Below are 17452 nucleotides of genomic sequence, written 5' to 3'. Positions count from 1 at the left end.
TGAATGCTGATTTGGCTAGTCGAACTGTCGGAATATTTCAAATTTCTGAATTTGTTCAGGTACATTACCTTCCGAGCTGGTGCTGCTCTCTTCACCTCCGCTTTGATCGTCTTCCTTTTCGGCCCGGCCATCATCAATTCGCTGCGCATCCGGCAGGGAAAAGGCCAGCCGATCCGCGCCGACGGGCCGCAGACGCATTTCAAGAAGGCCGGAACGCCGACCATGGGCGGCCTGATGATCCTGGCCGGCATTGTCGGCGCATCGTTGCTCTGGGCCGATCTTTCCAACGTCTACGTGGTGGCGACGCTGCTCGTGACGCTCGGCTTCGGCGCGATCGGCTTCTATGACGACTATCTCAAGGTCACCAAGCAAAGCCACAAGGGCTTTTCCGGCAAGGCGCGCCTCGGCATCGAGTTTATCATTGCGGGTATTGCCGTCTATTTCATGATGCGCGCGGCCCTTGCTTCCGGCCCCGCCGGCTCGACCTTCGGCTCCTCGATCGCTTTCCCCTTCTTCAAGGACTTCATGATTAATATCGGCATCATGTTCGTTGTCTTCGGCGGTTTCGTCATCGTCGGCGCCGGCAATGCCGTGAACCTGACCGACGGCCTCGATGGGCTTGCCATCGTCCCGGTCATGATTGCCGCGGCCGCCTTCGGCATCATCGCCTATCTCGCCGGTAACGCCGTCTTTGCAAATTACCTGCAGATCAATTTTGTGCCCGGTACCGGCGAACTTGCCGTCGTGCTGGGCGCCGTCATCGGTGCCGGCCTCGGCTTCCTGTGGTTCAACGCGCCGCCGGCCGCCATCTTCATGGGCGACACCGGGTCGCTCGCGCTCGGCGGCACGATCGGTACCGTCGCTGTCGCCACCAAGCATGAGATCGTCATGGCGATCGTCGGCGGCTTGTTCGTCATGGAGACCCTCTCGGTCATCATCCAGGTCGGCTTTTTCAAGATGACCGGCCGGCGCGTCTTCCTCATGGCGCCGATCCACCATCACTTCGAAAAGAAGGGCTGGACGGAAAGCCAGGTGGTGATCCGCTTCTGGATCATCGCCGTCGGCCTCGCCATGCTCGGCCTTTCCACCCTGAAGCTCCGGTGAGGCCGTCATGATCCCCGTCACGACGCTTGCAGGAAAGAAGGTCGCCCTCTTCGGTCTCGGCGGTTCCGGCTTCGCGACCGCCAAGGCGCTCGTTGCCGGTGGCGCCGATGTCATCGCGTGGGACGACAATCCTGACAGCGTCGCCAAAGCCGCGGCAGGGGGCATCACCACTGCTGATCTGCATGGGATCGACTGGAGCGCTCAGGCGCTCTTCGTGCTTTCGCCCGGCGTGCCGCTCACCCATCCGAAGCCTCACTGGACGGTCGACCTCGCGCGTGCCCCCGGCGTCGATATCGTCGGTGACGTCGAACTCTTTGTGCGCGAGCGGCGGGCGCATGCTCCCGATTGCCCTTTCATCGCGATCACAGGAACCAACGGTAAATCGACCACGACGGCTCTGATTGCCCATATCCTGAAATCGAGCGGCCGTGACACGCAGCTCGGCGGCAATATCGGCACGGCCGTGCTGACGCTCGATCCACCGAAGGCGGAGCGCTACTTCGTCGTCGAATGCTCCTCCTATCAGATCGATCTTGCGCCGACGCTCAACCCGTCCGCCGGCATCCTTCTCAACCTGACGCCCGATCATCTCGATCGCCACGGCACGATGCAGCATTATGCCGATGTCAAGGAACGGTTGGTCGCCGGCAGCGGCGTCGCTGTTGTCGGCGTCGACGACAGCCATTCGGCGCTGATTGCCGATCGCATCGAGCGCGCAGGGGTAAAGGTTATCAGGATCTCGCGCCGCAATGTTCTGGCCGACGGCATCTACGCCGAGGGCACGAAACTCATCCAGGCCGCGAGCGGCGCCATGCTGCCCTTCGTCGATCTCGATGGCATCCAGACGCTGCGCGGCAGCCATAATGCGCAGAATGCGGCTGCTGCAGCCGCCGCCTGCCTTGCCGTCGGCGTTTCCGCGGAAGATATCCGTGCCGGCCTTGCATCCTTCCCCGGTCTCAAGCATCGCATGCAGCCCGTTGGCCAGCGTGGCAATGTCGTCTTCGTCAACGATTCCAAGGCGACGAACGCGGATGCTGCGGCTCCGGCACTTTCGAGCTACAGCAGGATCTATTGGATTGCCGGCGGTTTGCCGAAAGCCGGTGGCATCACGACACTCGCGCCCTATTTCCCGCGCATCGCCAAGGCCTATCTGATCGGCGAGGCGGCGGCGGAATTTGCCGCGACGCTCGGCGAGGCAGCACCCTACGAGATATCCGGCACGCTGGAACGCGCCGTGGCGCATGCGGCAGCTGATGCGGACAAGGATGAGACCGGTCCCGTGGCCGTGATGTTATCCCCGGCTTGCGCAAGCTTCGACCAGTACAAGAATTTTGAAGTCAGGGGCGATGCCTTTGTCGGCCATGTGGCCGCCCTTGACGGCGTGACCATGCTGATCAATTCGGCAACAGGAGGCAAATGACATGGTGAGCCGCGCGGAACGTGGAGCATTGGCCGATTGGTTCTGGACCATCGACCGCTTTTTCCTGGCATTGTTCCTCTTCCTGATGGGGATCGGCTTCATGCTCTCGTTTGCGGCGTCGCCCGCGGTTGCCGAGCGCATCGGCCTCGAACCCTTCCACTTCGTCAAGCGCCATGCCGCGTTCATGATCCCGTCGATCGCAGTCATGCTCGGCCTTTCCTTCCTGACGCCGCGCCAGATACGGCGCACCGCCATCATCCTGCTGATCGTTGCACTCGCGATGATGCTGCTGGTGCTGTTCTTCGGCCAGGAGGTCAAGGGCGGCAGGCGCTGGATCTGGATCGCCGGACTTTCCATTCAGCCGTCGGAATTCATGAAGCCGGCCTTCGTCGTCGTTTGCGCTTGGCTCTTTGCCGAACATGCGCGCCAGCCGGAGATACCGGGTAATCTCTTCGCCATCATCCTGTTTGGCATTGTCGTCGCTCTTCTTGTCGCCCAGCCAGACCTTGGCCAGACGATCCTGACGACGGCCGTCTGGGGCGGCATGTTCTTCATGGCCGGCATGCCATGGCTCTGGATCATCGTGCTGGGCGCAGGCGGTGCCGGCGGTCTCGTGACTGCCTATTACGTCTTCCCGCACGTGGCGGGCCGAATAAACAAGTTCCTCACCGGCGAAGGCGACACCTTCCAGATAGATACCGCCCGCGAAGCAATCATTCGCGGAGACTGGTTCGGGCAGGGGCCGGGCGAAGGTATCGTCAAGCGCATCATCCCGGACGCCCATACCGACTTCATTTTCTCGGTCGCGGCCGAGGAGTTCGGCATCGTTTTCTGCATCGCGCTCGTTGCCATCTTCACTGTGCTGGTGTTGCGCGGCCTGTCTCATGCCTACCGCGAACGCAACGACTTCAACCGCTTTGCGGTCGCTGGCCTCGTGCTGCAGATGGGTATCCAGTCGATCATCAATATCGGCGTCAATCTCGAACTGTTGCCGGCCAAGGGCATGACGCTGCCGCTGATTTCCTATGGCGGCTCGTCCATGGTGGCGATCTGTGTCACGGCAGGCTTCATTCTGGCGCTGACGCGCCATCGCCCGGAAAAACGTGCGCAGGACCGGAGCCTCTTCCGTGTGCCGCACGGCATGCCGGCGGAGTAGGGGATTATGAGCAAGGGCATCGTCCTTCTTGCTGCCGGGGGCACCGGTGGCCACGTCTTTCCGGCAGAGGCGCTTGCCTTCAAGCTGAGGGAGCGCGGCTATTCCGTGCATCTCGTTACCGACAGCCGCGCGGAACGTTATGCCGGCAAGTTTCCGGCCGACGAGATCCATGTCGTGCCGTCGGCAACGATCGGTTCCAAGAACCCCGTGGCCGTTGCCCGTTCTCTGTGGAAGCTGTGGACCGGAATGCGCAGCGCAAAGCGGCTGATCCAGCGGCTGAAACCGGTGGTCGTCGTCGGCTTCGGCGGCTATCCGACCGTTCCGCCGTTGCTTGCGGCAACTCGCCTCGGCGTGCCTTCCATGCTGCATGAGCAGAATGCCGTGATGGGGCGCGCCAACAAGGCGCTTGCGCCGCGTGTCAGGGCGATTGCCGGCGGTTTCCTGTCTGAAAGCGGCGGCACTTTTTCCGACAAGACGGTTGCGACCGGCAATCCCGTGCGTCCGGCCATCCTTGCTGCCGCCGAACAGCCTTACAAGCCTTCGCATCCGGGCGAGGATTTCAACCTCGTGGTCTTCGGCGGCAGCCAGGGCGCGCAATATTTCTCCAAGGCGATGCCGACGGCCATCAGCCTGATCGACGATGCGCTGCGCGCGCGGCTGAAGGTGACGCAGCAGGTTCGGCCTGAAGACATGGATATGGTGAGCGGCTGCGTGGCGCAGCTGCACATGGGCGCGGATATCGCGCCGTTTTTCAACGACATGGCGGAGCGCCTTGCCAAAGCGCATCTCGTCATCTGCCGTTCCGGCGCCTCGACGGTTTCGGAAATTTCGGTGATAGGGCGTCCGGCGGTGCTGGTGCCTTATCCGCATGCGCTCGACCACGATCAGGCGGCCAATGCGGCGGCGCTCGCGGCAACCGGTGGGGCCAAGGTGATCGCACAGTCGGAGTTGTCTCCGGAGCGTATCGCCTCCATCCTGACGCATGTGATGAACGACCCGGAAAAACTTGCCAACATGGCGGCGGCCGCCAAACTCGCGGGAAAACCGGATGCAGCAAACTTGCTTGCCGACATGGTTGAGGCTATTGCGGCCGGCAAGACAGTTGCAGAATTCAAGGGGGCACGCGCATGAAGCTGCCGAAGGCAATAGGCCTAGTCCATTTCATCGGCATTGGCGGTATCGGCATGAGCGGTATCGCAGAGGTGCTGCACAATCTCGGCCACAGGGTGCAGGGATCGGATCAGTCCGACAGCGCCAATGTCCAGCGCCTGCGTGACAAGGGCATCGAGGTCTTCGTCGGCCACAAGGCGGAAAACCTCGGCGACGCCGAAGTGGTCGTCGTCTCGACCGCGATCAAGAAGAGCAATCCGGAACTCGTCGCCGCGCGCGAGAAGTTGCTGCCGGTCGTGCGCCGTGCCGAAATGCTGGCTGAGCTGATGCGCTTCCGCAATGCGATCGCGATTGGCGGTACGCATGGCAAGACGACGACGACCTCGCTGGTCGCCACGCTTCTCGAAGCCGGCGGGCTGGATCCGACCGTCATCAACGGCGGCATCATCAATGCCTATGGCACGAATGCGCGCATGGGCGAGGGTGAGTGGATGGTGGTCGAGGCCGACGAGTCCGACGGCACCTTCCTGAAACTTCCGGCCGATGTCGCCGTTATCACCAATATCGACCCCGAGCATCTCGACCATTACGGCAATTTCGATGCCGTCCGCGCCGCGTTTCGCCAGTTCGTCGAGAACGTGCCTTTCTACGGTTTCGGCGTCATGTGTCTCGATCATCCGGAGGTTCAGGCGCTGGTCGGTCGGATCGAAGACCGCAAGGTCATTACCTACGGCGAAAACCCGCAGGCCGACGTTCGCTTCATGAACGTCCGCATTGATGGCACGCGCTCGATCTTCGATGTGGAGATCCGCCGTCGCCGCACGGGACAGGTCACCCGGCTCGACAATCTCGTCATGCCGATGCCTGGCCGTCACAATATCTCGAATGCCACCGCGGCCATTGCCGTTGCCAACCGGCTTGGCATTTCCCGTGAGGATATCGCCAAGGGGCTTGCATCCTTCGGCGGCGTGAAGCGCCGCTTCACGCTGACGGGCGAGTGGAACGGCGTGCAGATCTTCGACGACTACGGCCACCATCCGGTCGAGATCAAGGCAGTGCTGCGCGCGGCCCGCGAGGCCTGCAAGGGCCGGATCATCGCCGTGCACCAGCCGCACCGTTACACCCGCCTGTCGAGTTTGTTCGAGGAATTTGCGGCCTGCTTCAACGATGCCGACAGCATTTTCATCGCACCCGTCTATGCCGCGGGTGAGGATGCGATCGAGGGCGCGGATTCGGAATCGCTGATTTCCCGCATCAAATCGGGTGGGCATCGCGACGCGCGCTTCCTTCCTTCGGCGGAAGCTCTACCGCAGATGGTAGCAGAGATTGCAAAACCCGGAGACTTTGTAGTTTTGTTGGGTGCTGGTAGCATTACATATTGGGCAGCAGCGCTGCCGAAGCAGTTGCAAGACCTTTCAGGAAAATCCGCATGAAACAGGTTAACGGAGAAAAGCTACTTGCCTCTCTTGGAGAGGGCGTAAAGGACATTCGTGGCCGGCTGACGCCGGATGCTCCAATGGATCGCGTCACCTGGTTCCGCGCCGGCGGTCTGGCCGAGCTAATGTTCCAGCCGCATGACGAGGAAGACCTGATCGCCTTCCTGAAGATCCTGCCGGATGAAGTGCCGCTGACGGTGGTCGGTGTCGGCTCGAACATCCTGGTGCGTGACGGCGGTATCCCGGGCGTGGTGCTGCGCCTCTCGGCCAAGGGCTTCGGCTTTGTCGAACTCGCCGGTGAAAACCGCATCGTTGCCGGCGCGATCTGCCCGGACAAGCATGTGGCGGCCATGGCGATGGATAATGGCATCGGCGGTTTTGCCTTCTATTACGGCATTCCGGGCGGTATCGGCGGCGCTGCCCGCATGAATGCCGGCGCCAATGGATCCGAGACGAAGGATCGTGTGGTCGAGGTCCGTGCGATCGACCGCAAGGGCAACAAGCATGTGCTGACGAATGCCGAGATGGGCTATTCCTATCGCCATTCGGATGCTGCCGATGATCTGATCTTCACCTCGGTGCTGTTCGAAGGCTATCCGGATGATCGCGCGAAGATCCGCGCCGAAATGGATGCGGTGCGCAATCACCGCGAGACGGTGCAGCCTATTCGTGAAAAGACCGGTGGTTCGACCTTCAAGAATCCCGAGGGTCATTCCGCGTGGAAGCTGATCGACGAGGCGGACTGCCGCGGTCTCGTTATCGGCAGCGCTCAGATGTCGTCGCTTCACTGCAACTTCATGATCAACATGGGGCAGGCTACGGGCTACGATCTCGAATATCTTGGCGAGGAAGTGCGTCGCAAGGTTTTCGAAACGTCCGGCATCAAGCTCGAGTGGGAAATCAAGCGTCTTGGCCTCTTCATGCCGGGCCGCGAGGTTCGCCCCTTCCATGGGATTACATCAGAATAGGCTTCACTTCACCGCGAGCTTGAGGCCTTCACGCGGCGTGACGACGGGCGACCAGCCCAGAACGTCGCGTGCGTGGGATATGTCGACTTGCAATGAGCCGCAGAGGCGCTGAAAGACGGCTTCCTTTCCCGTAATCCTCGCTGCCATGTGCATCAGCGACGGCGGGAAGGGAAGGAGTGCTGGCTTTACGCCAAGCCCTGCGGCGATCCCTTCGATCAATTCTGGTGTCGAAAGATCCTCCCCATCTCCTGCAAGGAAGGTTTCTCCTGCAGCGGCGGGGTGCTGCATGCAGGTGATGATCAGATCGACAAGGTTTTGCACAGCGACCAGTGTGCGACGGTTCTTCAGCGACGCGAAGGGCAGCGGCAGCTTCTTGCGGACAAGGCCGACGAGCAGGGCGAAGTTACCGCGTGCACCGGGGCCGTAGACCAGCGGCGGGCGGACGATGACGACCTCCATGCCAGTGAGCGCGGCGATCTCGCGCAGGCCGATTTCGCTTTCCATTTTCGAAATGCCATAGGGATCGATGGGCTTCGGTTGGTCGTCGTGCCGGAAGGGGCGATCGTTCTCCTCACCATTGACCTTGATCGTGCTGATGAAGACGAAGCGCTTCACGCCGGCGCGGGCGGCCTGTCCGGCGAGATTGAGGGTAGAGGCAGTGTTGACGCGGCGAAAATCCGCCAATGGATCGCTCGACTTGTCGTTCATAATGTGAACGCGGGCGGCGAGATGGACGATAACGTCGATGCCTTGGAGGGCTGCGGTCCACTCGGTCGTCTCGGTGATGTCGACGGGAACATGCCTGACATCCAATGGGAAGGCAGAATTTGCGGATCGTGTCGTGGCCGTCACGTCCCAAATCCGTTCCCTGTGCAAACGCTCGACGAGAGGGGCGCCGACGAAGCCGGCAGCGCCGGTGACGAGGCATCGCATGATCTTCTCCCTGTTTGCCGATGGAGGCTCTCGCTAGCCGGAACTGCCGATCGCATCAATAAAAAAAGCCGCGACGGCGACCGTCGCGGCTTTTTGTCCAGACAGTCAGTAGCTCAGACTTCTTCGCGACCCGACAGCAGGATGCAGATCAGGGAGATCGCAGCCGAGGCGGTGAGATAGTAGCCGACGTAATTGAGGCTGTAGGTAGTCGCAAGCCAGGTGGCGATATAGGGAGCAAGCGAAGCGCCGAAGATGCCGCCGAGGTTGAAGGTCATCGAGGCGCCGGTGTAGCGCACCATGGTCGGGAAGGGGGCGGCAAGGGCCGCACCGATCGGGCCATAGGTGAAGCCCATCAGGCCGAGGCCGATGATCGAGCACAGGAAGGCGCCGGTCAGGCCAGCCGTCAAAAGGCTTGCATAGAAGAAGCCGAAGATGGCGATGGCGATCGTCGTCAGAGTCAGGATCATGCGACGCGAGTAGCGGTCAGACAGCCAGCCGGAGAGCGGGATCGTCAGGCCGAAGAAGACGACGCCGACGAGCTGGACGACCAGGAACTGCTCACGCGTGTAGCCGAGTTTCGTCGTGCCCCAGGACAGTGTGAAGACCGTCATCAGGTAGAAGAGAACAAAAGTGGCAACGGCGATGAACGTGCCGAGGATCAGGCTGCGCAGATGACCGCGGAAGACGGTCGCGACCGGAACGGCGACGCGCTCGTGTTTTTCGACAGCCTTCTGGAATTCCGGGGTTTCGGCGATCTTCAGGCGAACATAAAGGCCGACGGCGACGAGCGCGAGGCTGGCGATGAAGGGAATGCGCCAGCCATAGGCGAGGAAGTCCTCGTTGCTCATGGTTTCCGCCAGGATCAGGAAGAAGCCGGAAGAAAGAATGAAGCCGATCGGCGCGCCGAGCTGCGGGAACATGGCGTACCAGCTGCGCTTGCCGGGAGGAGCATTTTCGGTTGCGAGCAGCACAGCGCCGCCCCATTCGCCGCCGAGGCCGAGGCCCTGGCCGAAGCGGCACAGCGCAAGCAGCAGCGGCGCGGCGATGCCGATCGCATCGTAGCCGGGCAGGATACCGATCACGACGGTCGACAGGCCCATGGTCATGAGGGCCGCCACGAGTGTCGCCTTGCGGCCGACCTTGTCGCCGAAATGGCCGAAGACCACGGCGCCGAAGGGGCGGGCGAAGAAGGCGATCGAGAAGGTCACCAGCGACTGCAGGAGCGCAGAGGTCGGGTCGCTCGACGGGAAGAACAGGTGTGGGAAGACGATGACCGCTGCCGTTGCATAGACATAAAAGTCAAAGAATTCGATGGTGGTGCCGATGAGGCTCGCGATCAGAACACGAGCCGGGGAATTGACTTGCGTGCTGTTCGAAGCGGGAGTCGGCGATACGGATACCGCGTCAGACATTATTATTCCATTCAGTTTACAGATTGCCTCGGGAAGGCCCCACGGGTCTTAACGCAATTTTCATCACGCGCAACGCCAAAAGACGCAAGAATATAACGGAAATTGTACTATTTTTCCGCCGCTGCCTCCGCCGGTCAGAGCATCCCCTTTCAGGCGGCGGATCTGTTTCGATCCAGGTCATTTTGCTTCTCTTGTGTTGACCTCAACGGGTGCGGACAGGCATGCGAGCGGCGACTCGCATTAATTAATGACGGCGCCGTGTCTTGTCGGCGTTCCCGCAAGTCGACAGTTCAAACAGGATCGCCGCTTCGCTCGCCTTATTCCGGTGCGGATGAGCGCGACTCCATATCTCCTTGAAGGCATGGGTTTTTCCGGTGCTTTTTAAGCTTGCGTATCACATGAGGCCGCGAGGCCTGCAAATCTGCAGAAGGCAAAAATTTGCAGAGGGTAGGAGCCAACAGTTAACGAAAGTAAACGGTTCGTTAACCATAATGATGCTCTAATGCACCCAAGTCAGACAAAGGCCACGAACCGCGCAGACCAGCTCCGCGCAAGCCTTGGTCCGCCAGAGTGGAAGTTATTTTTGGGGGTGTTGATGAGTCGCGAGCACGTAGCTGTCCTGATGGGCGGATTTTCCTCGGAGAGGCCTGTCAGCCTTTCCTCGGGAAAGGCGTGCGCCGATGCTCTCGAAGGTGAAGGCTTCAAGGTGACGCGCATCGATGTCGAGCGCGACATTTCCGAGAAGCTCTCTGCCGTGAAGCCCGATGTTGTCTTCAATGCCTTGCATGGGCCGTTCGGCGAGGATGGCACCATACAGGGCATTCTCGAATATCTGCAGATCCCCTATACGCATTCGGGCGTGCTTGCCTCGGCGCTTGCCATGGACAAGAGCCGGGCGAAGCGTGTGGCGGCTGCCGCCGGTGTTCCCGTTGCCGAATCGCAGGTGTTGAACCGCTTCTCGTTCCCGTCGGAGCATCCGATGAAGGCGCCTTACGTTGTGAAGCCGGTGCGCGAGGGCTCCAGTTTCGGCGTCGTCATCGTCGGCGAGGATCAGGCGCACCCGCCTCAGGTCATCGGTTCGGCCGAGTGGCGCTATGGCGAGGAAGTCATCGTCGAGCGTTATATTCATGGTCGCGAATTGACCTGCGGCGTCATGGGCGATCAACCCATGGATGTCATCGAGGTGGTGCCGCAGGGCCACAATTTCTATGATTACGACTCCAAGTATGCGGCAGGTGGTTCAAAACATGTCTTGCCGGCTAAAATTTCACCGAAAATTTACCAAAAAATACAAACATTGGCGTTAAGGGCGCATCAAGCAATTGGTTGCCGCGGCGTCAGTCGGTCCGACTTTCGTTACGACGATCGTTTCTCCGAAGATGGCGAGCTCATCTGGCTGGAGGTCAATACCCAGCCAGGCATGACGCCAACCTCCCTTGTGCCCGAAATGGCCGGCCATGCCGGATATTCCTTTGGTGCATTTCTCCGGTGGATGGTGGAGGACGCGTCTTGTTTGCGTTGACGGTCAAAAAAATAGGACGCCCCAGCCGTCATGCCGAGCTTCCCTATGTGGAGGCCGATGACCGTCGCGTGCTGCCGCGTCCGCTGCGCCGCGTCGTCCGCTTCCTTGTAAGTCTCGGAAGTGGCCGTATCGACATTCCGGCCCATACGGGTACCGTTTCCGCGCTCGGCTTCCTGGCTGCGACTGGTCTCTACGGCATGTCGCTTGGCGGCCATACGGAAGCGGTCGCCCAGGCGACGACCAGCGCTGTCGGATTTGCCATCGAGGATGTGAAGGTTTCCGGCAATAACCAGACCTCGGAAATCGAGATTCTTCAGCTTCTCGGCCTCGATGGCGCGACATCGCTCGTCGCGCTCGATGTCGATGCTGCGCGCCAGAAGATCGCGCGCCTTCCCTGGGTCGAGAATGTCGAAGTCCGCAAGGTTTATCCGAAGACGATCGAGGTGAAGCTCTCGGAGCGCGCTGCCTACGCTATCTGGCAACACGGCCAGGAGCTTTCGCTGATCGAGAAGAGCGGCAGCGTGATCGCGCCGCTTCGTGACAATAAATTTTCTACCCTGCCGCTGGTCGTCGGCCGTGACGCTGAAACGGCCGCGGCTTCCATCGAGGACGCGTTCTCCAAGTGGCCTGATGTCAAAGCTCGTGTGAAGGCGTTCGTCTGGGTTTCCGGCCGTCGCTGGGACCTGCACATGGATAATGGCGTCGTCGTCAAGCTGCCGGAAGATGATATCGACCAGGCGCTCGCGACGCTTTCGAAATTCGACAGGGATCAGCAGCTTCTGGAGCGCGATATCGCCGCAGTCGATCTCAGGCTTCCGGATCGCACGACGATCCAGCTGACACCGGAGGCGGCAGCGCGCCGAGAGGCAGCGGTCGCAACGCGTACCAAGGAATTGAAGAAGGCGGGGCAGAATATATGAGCTTGTTCGGTTCATCCCACTTTGGATTGCCGCGCCTGAAGCCGCTTTCGTCGAAGCGGTCGCATATCGTTTCGGTCCTCGATATCGGTTCGACCAAGGTCGTCTGCATGATCGGCCGGCTGACGCCGCGCGAGGAAAGCCAGATCCTGCCGGGCCGCACGCACAATATCGAGATTATCGGTATCGGCCATCAGCGTTCGCGCGGCATCAAGACCGGCGTGATCGCCGATCTCGACGCGCTGGAAGGCGTCATTCGTCTCGCCGTCGATGCGGCCGAGCGCATGGCGGGCCTGACCGTCGAGAGCCTGATCGTCAATCTGACGGCCGGCCGTCTCGGCAGCGACATCTACACGGCCACCATCGATCTCGGTGGCCAGGAAGTCGAACTGAACGACCTGAAGAAGGTGCTTTCGGCAGCCTGCCAGCAGTCGCTGCGTCAGGACCGCGCCGTCCTGCATTCGCTGGCTACCGGCTTCTCGCTGGATGGCGAACGTGGCATCCGCGATCCGCTGGCGATGTATGGCGATGCGCTCGGCGTCGACATGCATGTGGTGACGGCGGAGCGCTCGGCGCTCAAAAATCTCGAACTGAGCGTCAACAGGGCGCATCTTTCGGTGGAAGGAATCGTTGCAACACCTTATGCATCCGGTCTTGCCGCACTGGTCGACGATGAAGTCGAGCTTGGCTGTGCGGCCATCGACATGGGCGGCGGCACGACGACGATTTCGGTCTTTGCCGAGGGCAAGCTTGTCCATACCGATGCTGTCGGCCTCGGCGGTCATCATGTGACGACCGACCTCGCACGCGGCCTTTCCACACGGATCGAGGATGCTGAACGTTTGAAGGTGGTCCATGCTTCGGCGCTGACCAATTCTTCCGATGAGCGCGAGCTGATTTCCATTCCGCCGATCGGTGAGGATGATCGTGATCAGCCGACGCAGGTGYCGCGGGCTCTGGTCTCGCGCATCGTTTCGGCGCGCATCGAAGAGACGATGGAGCTCATCCGCGACCGGATCCAGCGTTCGGGCTTCAGCCCGATCGTCGGCAAGCGTGTCGTGCTGACGGGTGGAGCCAGCCAGCTGACCGGCCTTGCCGAAGTGGCGCGGCGCATTCTGGCCCGCAACGTCCGCATCGGCCGTCCGATGGGTGTCTCGGGTCTGCCGACGGCAGCCAAGGGGCCGGCCTTTTCGACGGCCGTCGGGCTGATGATCTATCCGCAGGTCGCGGACATGGAGACACATGCGTCACAGAGCAATCTGCTCATGTCGCTTGGGGGTAATAACAGCCGTATCGCCCGCATGGGCCAGTGGCTGAAGGAAAGCTTTTGAAATTGAGTGAATTGGCCGGCGTGGCGATGCGGCCAGAGAGAGAAGGAACGGGTACCATGACTATCAAGCTGCAAAAGCCTGACATCACTGAGCTGAAGCCGCGCATCACTGTATTCGGCGTCGGCGGCGGCGGCGGCAATGCCGTCAACAACATGATTTCAGCAGGCCTCCAGGGCGTCGACTTCGTCGTCGCCAACACGGATGCCCAGGCGTTGACCATGACGAAGGCCGAACGGATCATCCAGCTCGGCGCCAACGTCACCGAAGGCCTCGGCGCCGGTTCGCAGCCTGAAGTCGGTCGTGCGGCTGCCGAAGAATGCATCGATGAGATCATCGACCACCTGAACGGCACGCATATGTGCTTCGTCACAGCCGGCATGGGCGGCGGCACCGGCACGGGTGCTGCTCCTGTCGTCGCGCAGGCGGCCCGCAACAAGGGCATCCTGACGGTCGGCGTCGTCACCAAGCCGTTCCACTTCGAAGGCGGACGCCGCATGCGTCTGGCCGAATCCGGTATTCAGGAACTGCAGAAGTCTGTCGATACGCTTATCGTCATTCCGAACCAGAACCTCTTCCGCATCGCCAACGACAAGACGACCTTCGCCGACGCTTTCGCCATGGCTGACCAGGTTCTCTACTCGGGCGTTGCCTGCATCACCGACCTGATGGTGAAGGAAGGTCTCATCAACCTCGACTTCGCCGACGTCCGCTCGGTCATGCGCGAAATGGGCCGCGCGATGATGGGTACCGGCGAAGCTTCCGGTTCGGGCCGCGCCATGCAGGCCGCCGAAGCGGCAATTGCCAACCCGCTGCTCGACGAAACCTCGATGAAGGGTGCGCAGGGCCTCCTGATCTCCATCACCGGCGGTCGCGACCTGACGCTCTTCGAAGTCGACGAAGCTGCGACCCGCATCCGCGAAGAAGTCGATCCGGACGCCAACATCATCCTCGGCGCAACCTTCGATGAATCGCTCGAAGGCATCATCCGCGTCTCCGTCGTCGCGACCGGCATCGACCGCGCCATGGGCGAGGGCACCGACCGCGTATTCCAGCCGACAGCAAAGCCGGTTATCCGCCCCTCCGCGGCCGTTGCTCCTGCACCGGCCGCAATTCAGCCTGCTCCGGTAATGCAGGCACCGAAGGCCGACCAGATTGCGCAGACCATTCGCGAGGCTGAAGTCGCGATGGAACGCGAGCTGGAAATCCCGGCCCCACGTGCCGCCGCTCCGGTGCAGCAGCCGGTGATGCAGGAAACCTTCCGTCCGCAGAGCAAGATCTTCGCTTCTGCGCCGGAAGCGGCCCCGGTTCTCCGTCAGGCTCCGGTCCAGCAGCAGGCTCCCGTCATGCACCAGCCGGCTCCGCAGCCGGTCATGCAGCAGCCGATGCACCAGCCAGTTCGCCATGAGCCGGTCATTCGCCAGGCTCCCGAGCAGGTCCGCATGCCGAAGGTCGAGGACTTCCCGCCGGTCGTCCAGGCTGAGATCGATCATCGCACGCAGCCTGCTGCCGCGCATGTCCAGGAAGAGCGCGGTCCGATGGGCCTGCTCAAGCGAATCACCAACTCGCTCGGCCGTCGCGAAGAGGAAGTCGCTCCGGAAATGACCTCTGCGCCGGCTGCTTCTTCGCAGCAGCGCCGTCCGCTGTCGCCGGAAGCAAGCCTCTACGCACCGCGTCGCGGCAACCTTGACGACCAGGGCCGTGCGGTTCCGCAGGCCCGCATGATGCAGGAAGACGACCAGCTGGAAATCCCGGCCTTCCTGCGCCGCCAGTCGAACTGAGAAAGCACTTCTCCACAGAAAACGCCCGGGACCGAAACCCCGGGCGTTTGCATTTCTACATGCTTGAATTCTAAATGCTTTTGCCGCTGCGGATTTCGTAACAAATCGAAACGAACAGTGATTTGGATTGCAGCGCCGGTCCACGTAAGTATGAGGCAAGCGAACTGCTCCAAGAGTCCGCTTCGAGCGCTGCGGGCAGTATAGAAGAAAGATCCGACCGGTTGGCAACGACGGGTATGGAAGAATAAGGGCATAATTTTATGGGACTTGGCTTGCTGGGCTTTCAGACGACGGTATCGCGTCCGGTGACACTTTCGGGCATCGGCGTGCATTCGGGTGCCGATGTTTCGATCACCTTCAATCCGGCCGAAGCCGGCACTGGCGTCGTTTTCCAGCGCGTGCATGAAAATGGCGATGTCACTGAACTGAAGGCTGTTTCCTCACAGGTCGGCAATACTGATCTCTGCACCGTTCTCGGCTTCTCGCCTGCTCATTCCGTCGCGACGATCGAACATGTCATGGCGGCCGTTTACGCTCTCGGCCTCGACAATGTCGTCATTGAAGTCAGCGGCGCCGAAATGCCGATCATGGACGGCAGCTCGGTTCCCTTCGTCGAAGCCATCGAACAGGTCGGTCTCGTTTCTCTCGGCGTCAAGCGCCGCTATATCCGCATCACCAAGCCGGTTCGTATCGAGCATGGCGGTTCCTGGAGCGAGTTCCGTCCCTATGATGGCACGCGCTTCGAAGTCGAGATCGATTTCGAATGCCCGCTGATCGGCCGCCAGAAGTGGGAAGGCGATCTCACTGCTTCCGTCTTCAAGACCGAATTGTCGCGCGCGCGCACCTTCGGCTTCATGCGTGATGTCGAGCGTCTCTGGGCTTCGGGCCATGCTCTCGGTTCCTCGCTCGAAAACTCTGTCGTCATTTCCGACGACAACACCGTCATCAATGTCGAAGGCCTGCGCTACGCCAAGGACGAGTTCGTGCGTCACAAGACGCTCGATGCCGTTGGCGATCTGGCGCTTGCCGGCGCACAGTTCATCGGCTGCTACCGTTCCTATCGTGGCGGCCACAAGATGAACGCCAACGCTCTCAAGGCTCTGCTCAGCGATCCCTCGGCCTATGAAGTGGTCGAGACATCGACGCCGCGCCAGCGCGTTGCCGTTCGCGAATTCATTGCAGTCAGCGCTCCGGAATTCGCCCCCTGGTCGGCATGACCTCCAGTATACCAATTAAGGCCAGGGCCGCCTCCTAACGGGGGCGGTTTTTTTATGGGGAAGGGGCAGACAGCGCGTCGATAGATGTTTCGCGGCATATATTTAGCCGCTCCTCATGTGAATGGCGGTGAAAAGCCCGACATTCTCGGCAATACTGCCACAAAAATGCGTTAATGCGTGATCATTGCGTTGCTCTCGATAGGTATTTGTGGCTAGAAACGCCAGCTAGGCGTGGCTGCTGTGGAGTGGACGGCGGCGGTGGGATTCTTTCGAATGGCTTATGCAAGGTCTGACATGATGATGAAGACAGCGCGTGCTTTGCTCGCATCCTTGATGGTGCTGAGCGCAGGTGCCTTGATTTCCGGCTGCCAGTCGGACCCTGACATCGACATCACCAAGCTCGGCCTCGAAACCGACCCGCCGGACGTGCTCTACACGCAGGGCCTTGCCAACATGAAGGCCGGCAACATGGCCGAGGCGGCGCGCAAGTTCGACGCGATCGATGCGCAGAATCCCTTCTCCGAATGGGCGCGCAAGGCGCTTGTCATGAGCACCTTCGTCAAGTACCGCCAGGGCCGCTTCGACGATGCGCTGGCATCGGGCAACAAGTATATGGCGCAATATCCGAAGTCCAAGGATGCCGCTTACGTCCAGTATCTGGTAGGCCTGACCTATTCGAAGCAGATCGTCGACGTGACGCAGGACCAGCGCGCCTCGCAAAAGACGATCGAGGCGATGCAGGCCGTCGTCGACAATTATCCTGACTCCGAATATGTCGACGATGCGCAGGCCAAGATGCGCTTTGCGCGCGACCAGCTCGCCGGCAAGGAGATGCAGGTCGGCCGCTACTACATGGAACGCAAGGAATATCTCGCCGCGATCTCGCGCTTCCGCATCGTCGTCGAGAAATATCCGAACACGAATCAGGTCGAGGAGGCGCTCGCCCGTCTCGTCGAAGCCTATTACGCGATGGGTGTCGTCGAGGAGGCGCAGACCGCTGCTGCCGTTCTCGGTCACAATTATCCCGACAGCCAGTGGTATGCTGATTCTTACAAGCTGCTGCAGTCGGGTGGCGCGGAGCCGCGTGAAAACAAGGGTTCGTGGATCGCCGCAGCGGGCAAGAAACTCCTTCTCGGTTCCTGAGGCCA

Annotated in this window: 14 protein-coding genes; 12 read left to right on the top strand and 2 right to left on the bottom strand. The window is 61.0% G+C overall.

From position 1 onward, the window contains the following. The first annotated feature begins 3 nt into the window (after positions 1-3). The 6 genes from mraY to murB are packed head-to-tail and all read left to right on the top strand — an operon-like array spanning position 4 to position 7194. The gene (mraY, locus tag AC1DF8_RS02590; protein ID WP_112541255.1) at positions 4-1104 is read left to right on the top strand and encodes a phospho-N-acetylmuramoyl-pentapeptide-transferase; all 1101 of its coding nucleotides are present in this window, start codon (positions 4-6) and stop codon (positions 1102-1104) included. Positions 1105-1111: 7 nt separating this feature from the next. Then, entirely contained in the window at positions 1112-2524 is a 1413-nt protein-coding gene (murD, locus tag AC1DF8_RS02585; protein ID WP_477994903.1) for a UDP-N-acetylmuramoyl-L-alanine--D-glutamate ligase, read from the top strand. A 1-nt stretch (position 2525) separates the two neighbouring features. After that, positions 2526-3680, top strand: a complete 1155-nt coding sequence (ftsW, locus tag AC1DF8_RS02580; RefSeq protein WP_112541257.1) for a putative lipid II flippase FtsW — start codon at positions 2526-2528, stop codon at positions 3678-3680. A 6-nt stretch (positions 3681-3686) separates the two neighbouring features. Continuing rightward, positions 3687-4811, top strand: a complete 1125-nt coding sequence (murG, locus tag AC1DF8_RS02575) for an undecaprenyldiphospho-muramoylpentapeptide beta-N-acetylglucosaminyltransferase (RefSeq protein ID WP_477994902.1) — start codon at positions 3687-3689, stop codon at positions 4809-4811. Beyond that, positions 4808-6223 carry a UDP-N-acetylmuramate--L-alanine ligase gene (gene murC, locus AC1DF8_RS02570; protein ID WP_112969253.1) on the top strand — a complete coding sequence of 472 codons (1416 nt, stop codon included), beginning with the start codon at positions 4808-4810 and terminating at the stop codon, positions 6221-6223. The genes murG and murC overlap by 4 nt, the downstream gene beginning before the upstream one ends. Beyond that, positions 6220-7194 (top strand): UDP-N-acetylmuramate dehydrogenase, encoded by a 975-nt coding sequence (gene murB / locus AC1DF8_RS02565; RefSeq protein WP_112541260.1) that lies wholly within the window; start codon positions 6220-6222, stop codon positions 7192-7194. Before murC ends, murB begins: the two co-directional genes overlap by 4 nt. 3 nt (positions 7195-7197) lie before the next feature. Here the strand turns inward: murB and AC1DF8_RS02560 are convergent, their stop codons facing one another. Further along, positions 7198-8127 (bottom strand): UDP-glucose 4-epimerase family protein, encoded by a 930-nt coding sequence (locus tag AC1DF8_RS02560; RefSeq protein ID WP_113145956.1) that lies wholly within the window; start codon positions 8125-8127, stop codon positions 7198-7200. Positions 8128-8240: 113 nt separating this feature from the next. Next, positions 8241-9539 carry an MFS transporter gene (locus AC1DF8_RS02555; protein ID WP_112969255.1) on the bottom strand — a complete coding sequence of 433 codons (1299 nt, stop codon included), beginning with the start codon at positions 9537-9539 and terminating at the stop codon, positions 8241-8243. A gap of 595 nt (positions 9540-10134) precedes the next feature. Here AC1DF8_RS02555 and AC1DF8_RS02550 point away from each other — a divergent pair. The 6 genes from AC1DF8_RS02550 (at position 10135) to AC1DF8_RS02525 (ending at position 17447) form a co-directional block, all read left to right on the top strand. Then, positions 10135-11061 (top strand): D-alanine--D-alanine ligase, encoded by a 927-nt coding sequence (locus AC1DF8_RS02550; RefSeq protein ID WP_113145954.1) that lies wholly within the window; start codon positions 10135-10137, stop codon positions 11059-11061. Next, the gene (locus tag AC1DF8_RS02545; RefSeq protein WP_018114329.1) at positions 11049-11981 is read left to right on the top strand and encodes a cell division protein FtsQ/DivIB; all 933 of its coding nucleotides are present in this window, start codon (positions 11049-11051) and stop codon (positions 11979-11981) included. The genes AC1DF8_RS02550 and AC1DF8_RS02545 overlap by 13 nt, the downstream gene beginning before the upstream one ends. Next, on the top strand, positions 11978-13309 hold the full coding sequence (gene ftsA, locus AC1DF8_RS02540; protein WP_477994901.1) for a cell division protein FtsA: 1332 nt from the start codon (positions 11978-11980) through the stop codon (positions 13307-13309). The genes AC1DF8_RS02545 and ftsA overlap by 4 nt, the downstream gene beginning before the upstream one ends. A 56-nt stretch (positions 13310-13365) precedes the next feature. Then, positions 13366-15087: a cell division protein FtsZ gene (gene ftsZ, locus AC1DF8_RS02535; protein WP_112541264.1), complete on the top strand. Its 1722-nt coding sequence runs from the start codon at positions 13366-13368 to the stop codon at positions 15085-15087. 260 nt (positions 15088-15347) lie between these two features. After that, positions 15348-16304, top strand: coding sequence for a UDP-3-O-acyl-N-acetylglucosamine deacetylase (lpxC, locus tag AC1DF8_RS02530; RefSeq protein WP_018115722.1), 957 nt, complete (start codon positions 15348-15350; stop codon positions 16302-16304). Between the two features lie 273 nt (positions 16305-16577). After that, positions 16578-17447 (top strand): outer membrane protein assembly factor BamD, encoded by an 870-nt coding sequence (locus tag AC1DF8_RS02525; protein ID WP_018115721.1) that lies wholly within the window; start codon positions 16578-16580, stop codon positions 17445-17447. Positions 17448-17452 lie beyond the last annotated feature (5 nt).

The sequence above is a fragment of the Rhizobium sp. 05N49 genome (assembly GCF_056396805.1).
The sequence above is the reverse complement of the archived record's forward strand: the minus strand, read 5'-3'. Positions and strand labels throughout refer to the sequence as shown.

Bases quoted from the DNA above. Each gene is read 5' to 3' on its own strand.
- murB (WP_112541260.1), top strand. From the start codon at position 6,220: ATGAAACAGGTTAACGGAGAAAAGCTACTTGCCTCTCTTGGAGAGGGC.
- mraY (WP_112541255.1), top strand. From the start codon at position 4: ATGCTGATTTGGCTAGTCGAACTGTCGGAATATTTCAAATTTCTGAAT.
- AC1DF8_RS02525 (WP_018115721.1), top strand. From the start codon at position 16,578: ATGGCTTATGCAAGGTCTGACATGATGATGAAGACAGCGCGTGCTTTG.
- ftsW (WP_112541257.1), top strand. From the start codon at position 2,526: ATGGTGAGCCGCGCGGAACGTGGAGCATTGGCCGATTGGTTCTGGACC.
- murG (WP_477994902.1), top strand. From the start codon at position 3,687: ATGAGCAAGGGCATCGTCCTTCTTGCTGCCGGGGGCACCGGTGGCCAC.
- AC1DF8_RS02555 (WP_112969255.1), bottom strand. From the start codon at position 9,539: ATGTCTGACGCGGTATCCGTATCGCCGACTCCCGCTTCGAACAGCACG.
- murC (WP_112969253.1), top strand. From the start codon at position 4,808: ATGAAGCTGCCGAAGGCAATAGGCCTAGTCCATTTCATCGGCATTGGC.
- murD (WP_477994903.1), top strand. From the start codon at position 1,112: ATGATCCCCGTCACGACGCTTGCAGGAAAGAAGGTCGCCCTCTTCGGT.
- lpxC (WP_018115722.1), top strand. From the start codon at position 15,348: ATGGGACTTGGCTTGCTGGGCTTTCAGACGACGGTATCGCGTCCGGTG.
- ftsZ (WP_112541264.1), top strand. From the start codon at position 13,366: ATGACTATCAAGCTGCAAAAGCCTGACATCACTGAGCTGAAGCCGCGC.
- AC1DF8_RS02550 (WP_113145954.1), top strand. From the start codon at position 10,135: ATGAGTCGCGAGCACGTAGCTGTCCTGATGGGCGGATTTTCCTCGGAG.
- AC1DF8_RS02560 (WP_113145956.1), bottom strand. From the start codon at position 8,127: ATGCGATGCCTCGTCACCGGCGCTGCCGGCTTCGTCGGCGCCCCTCTC.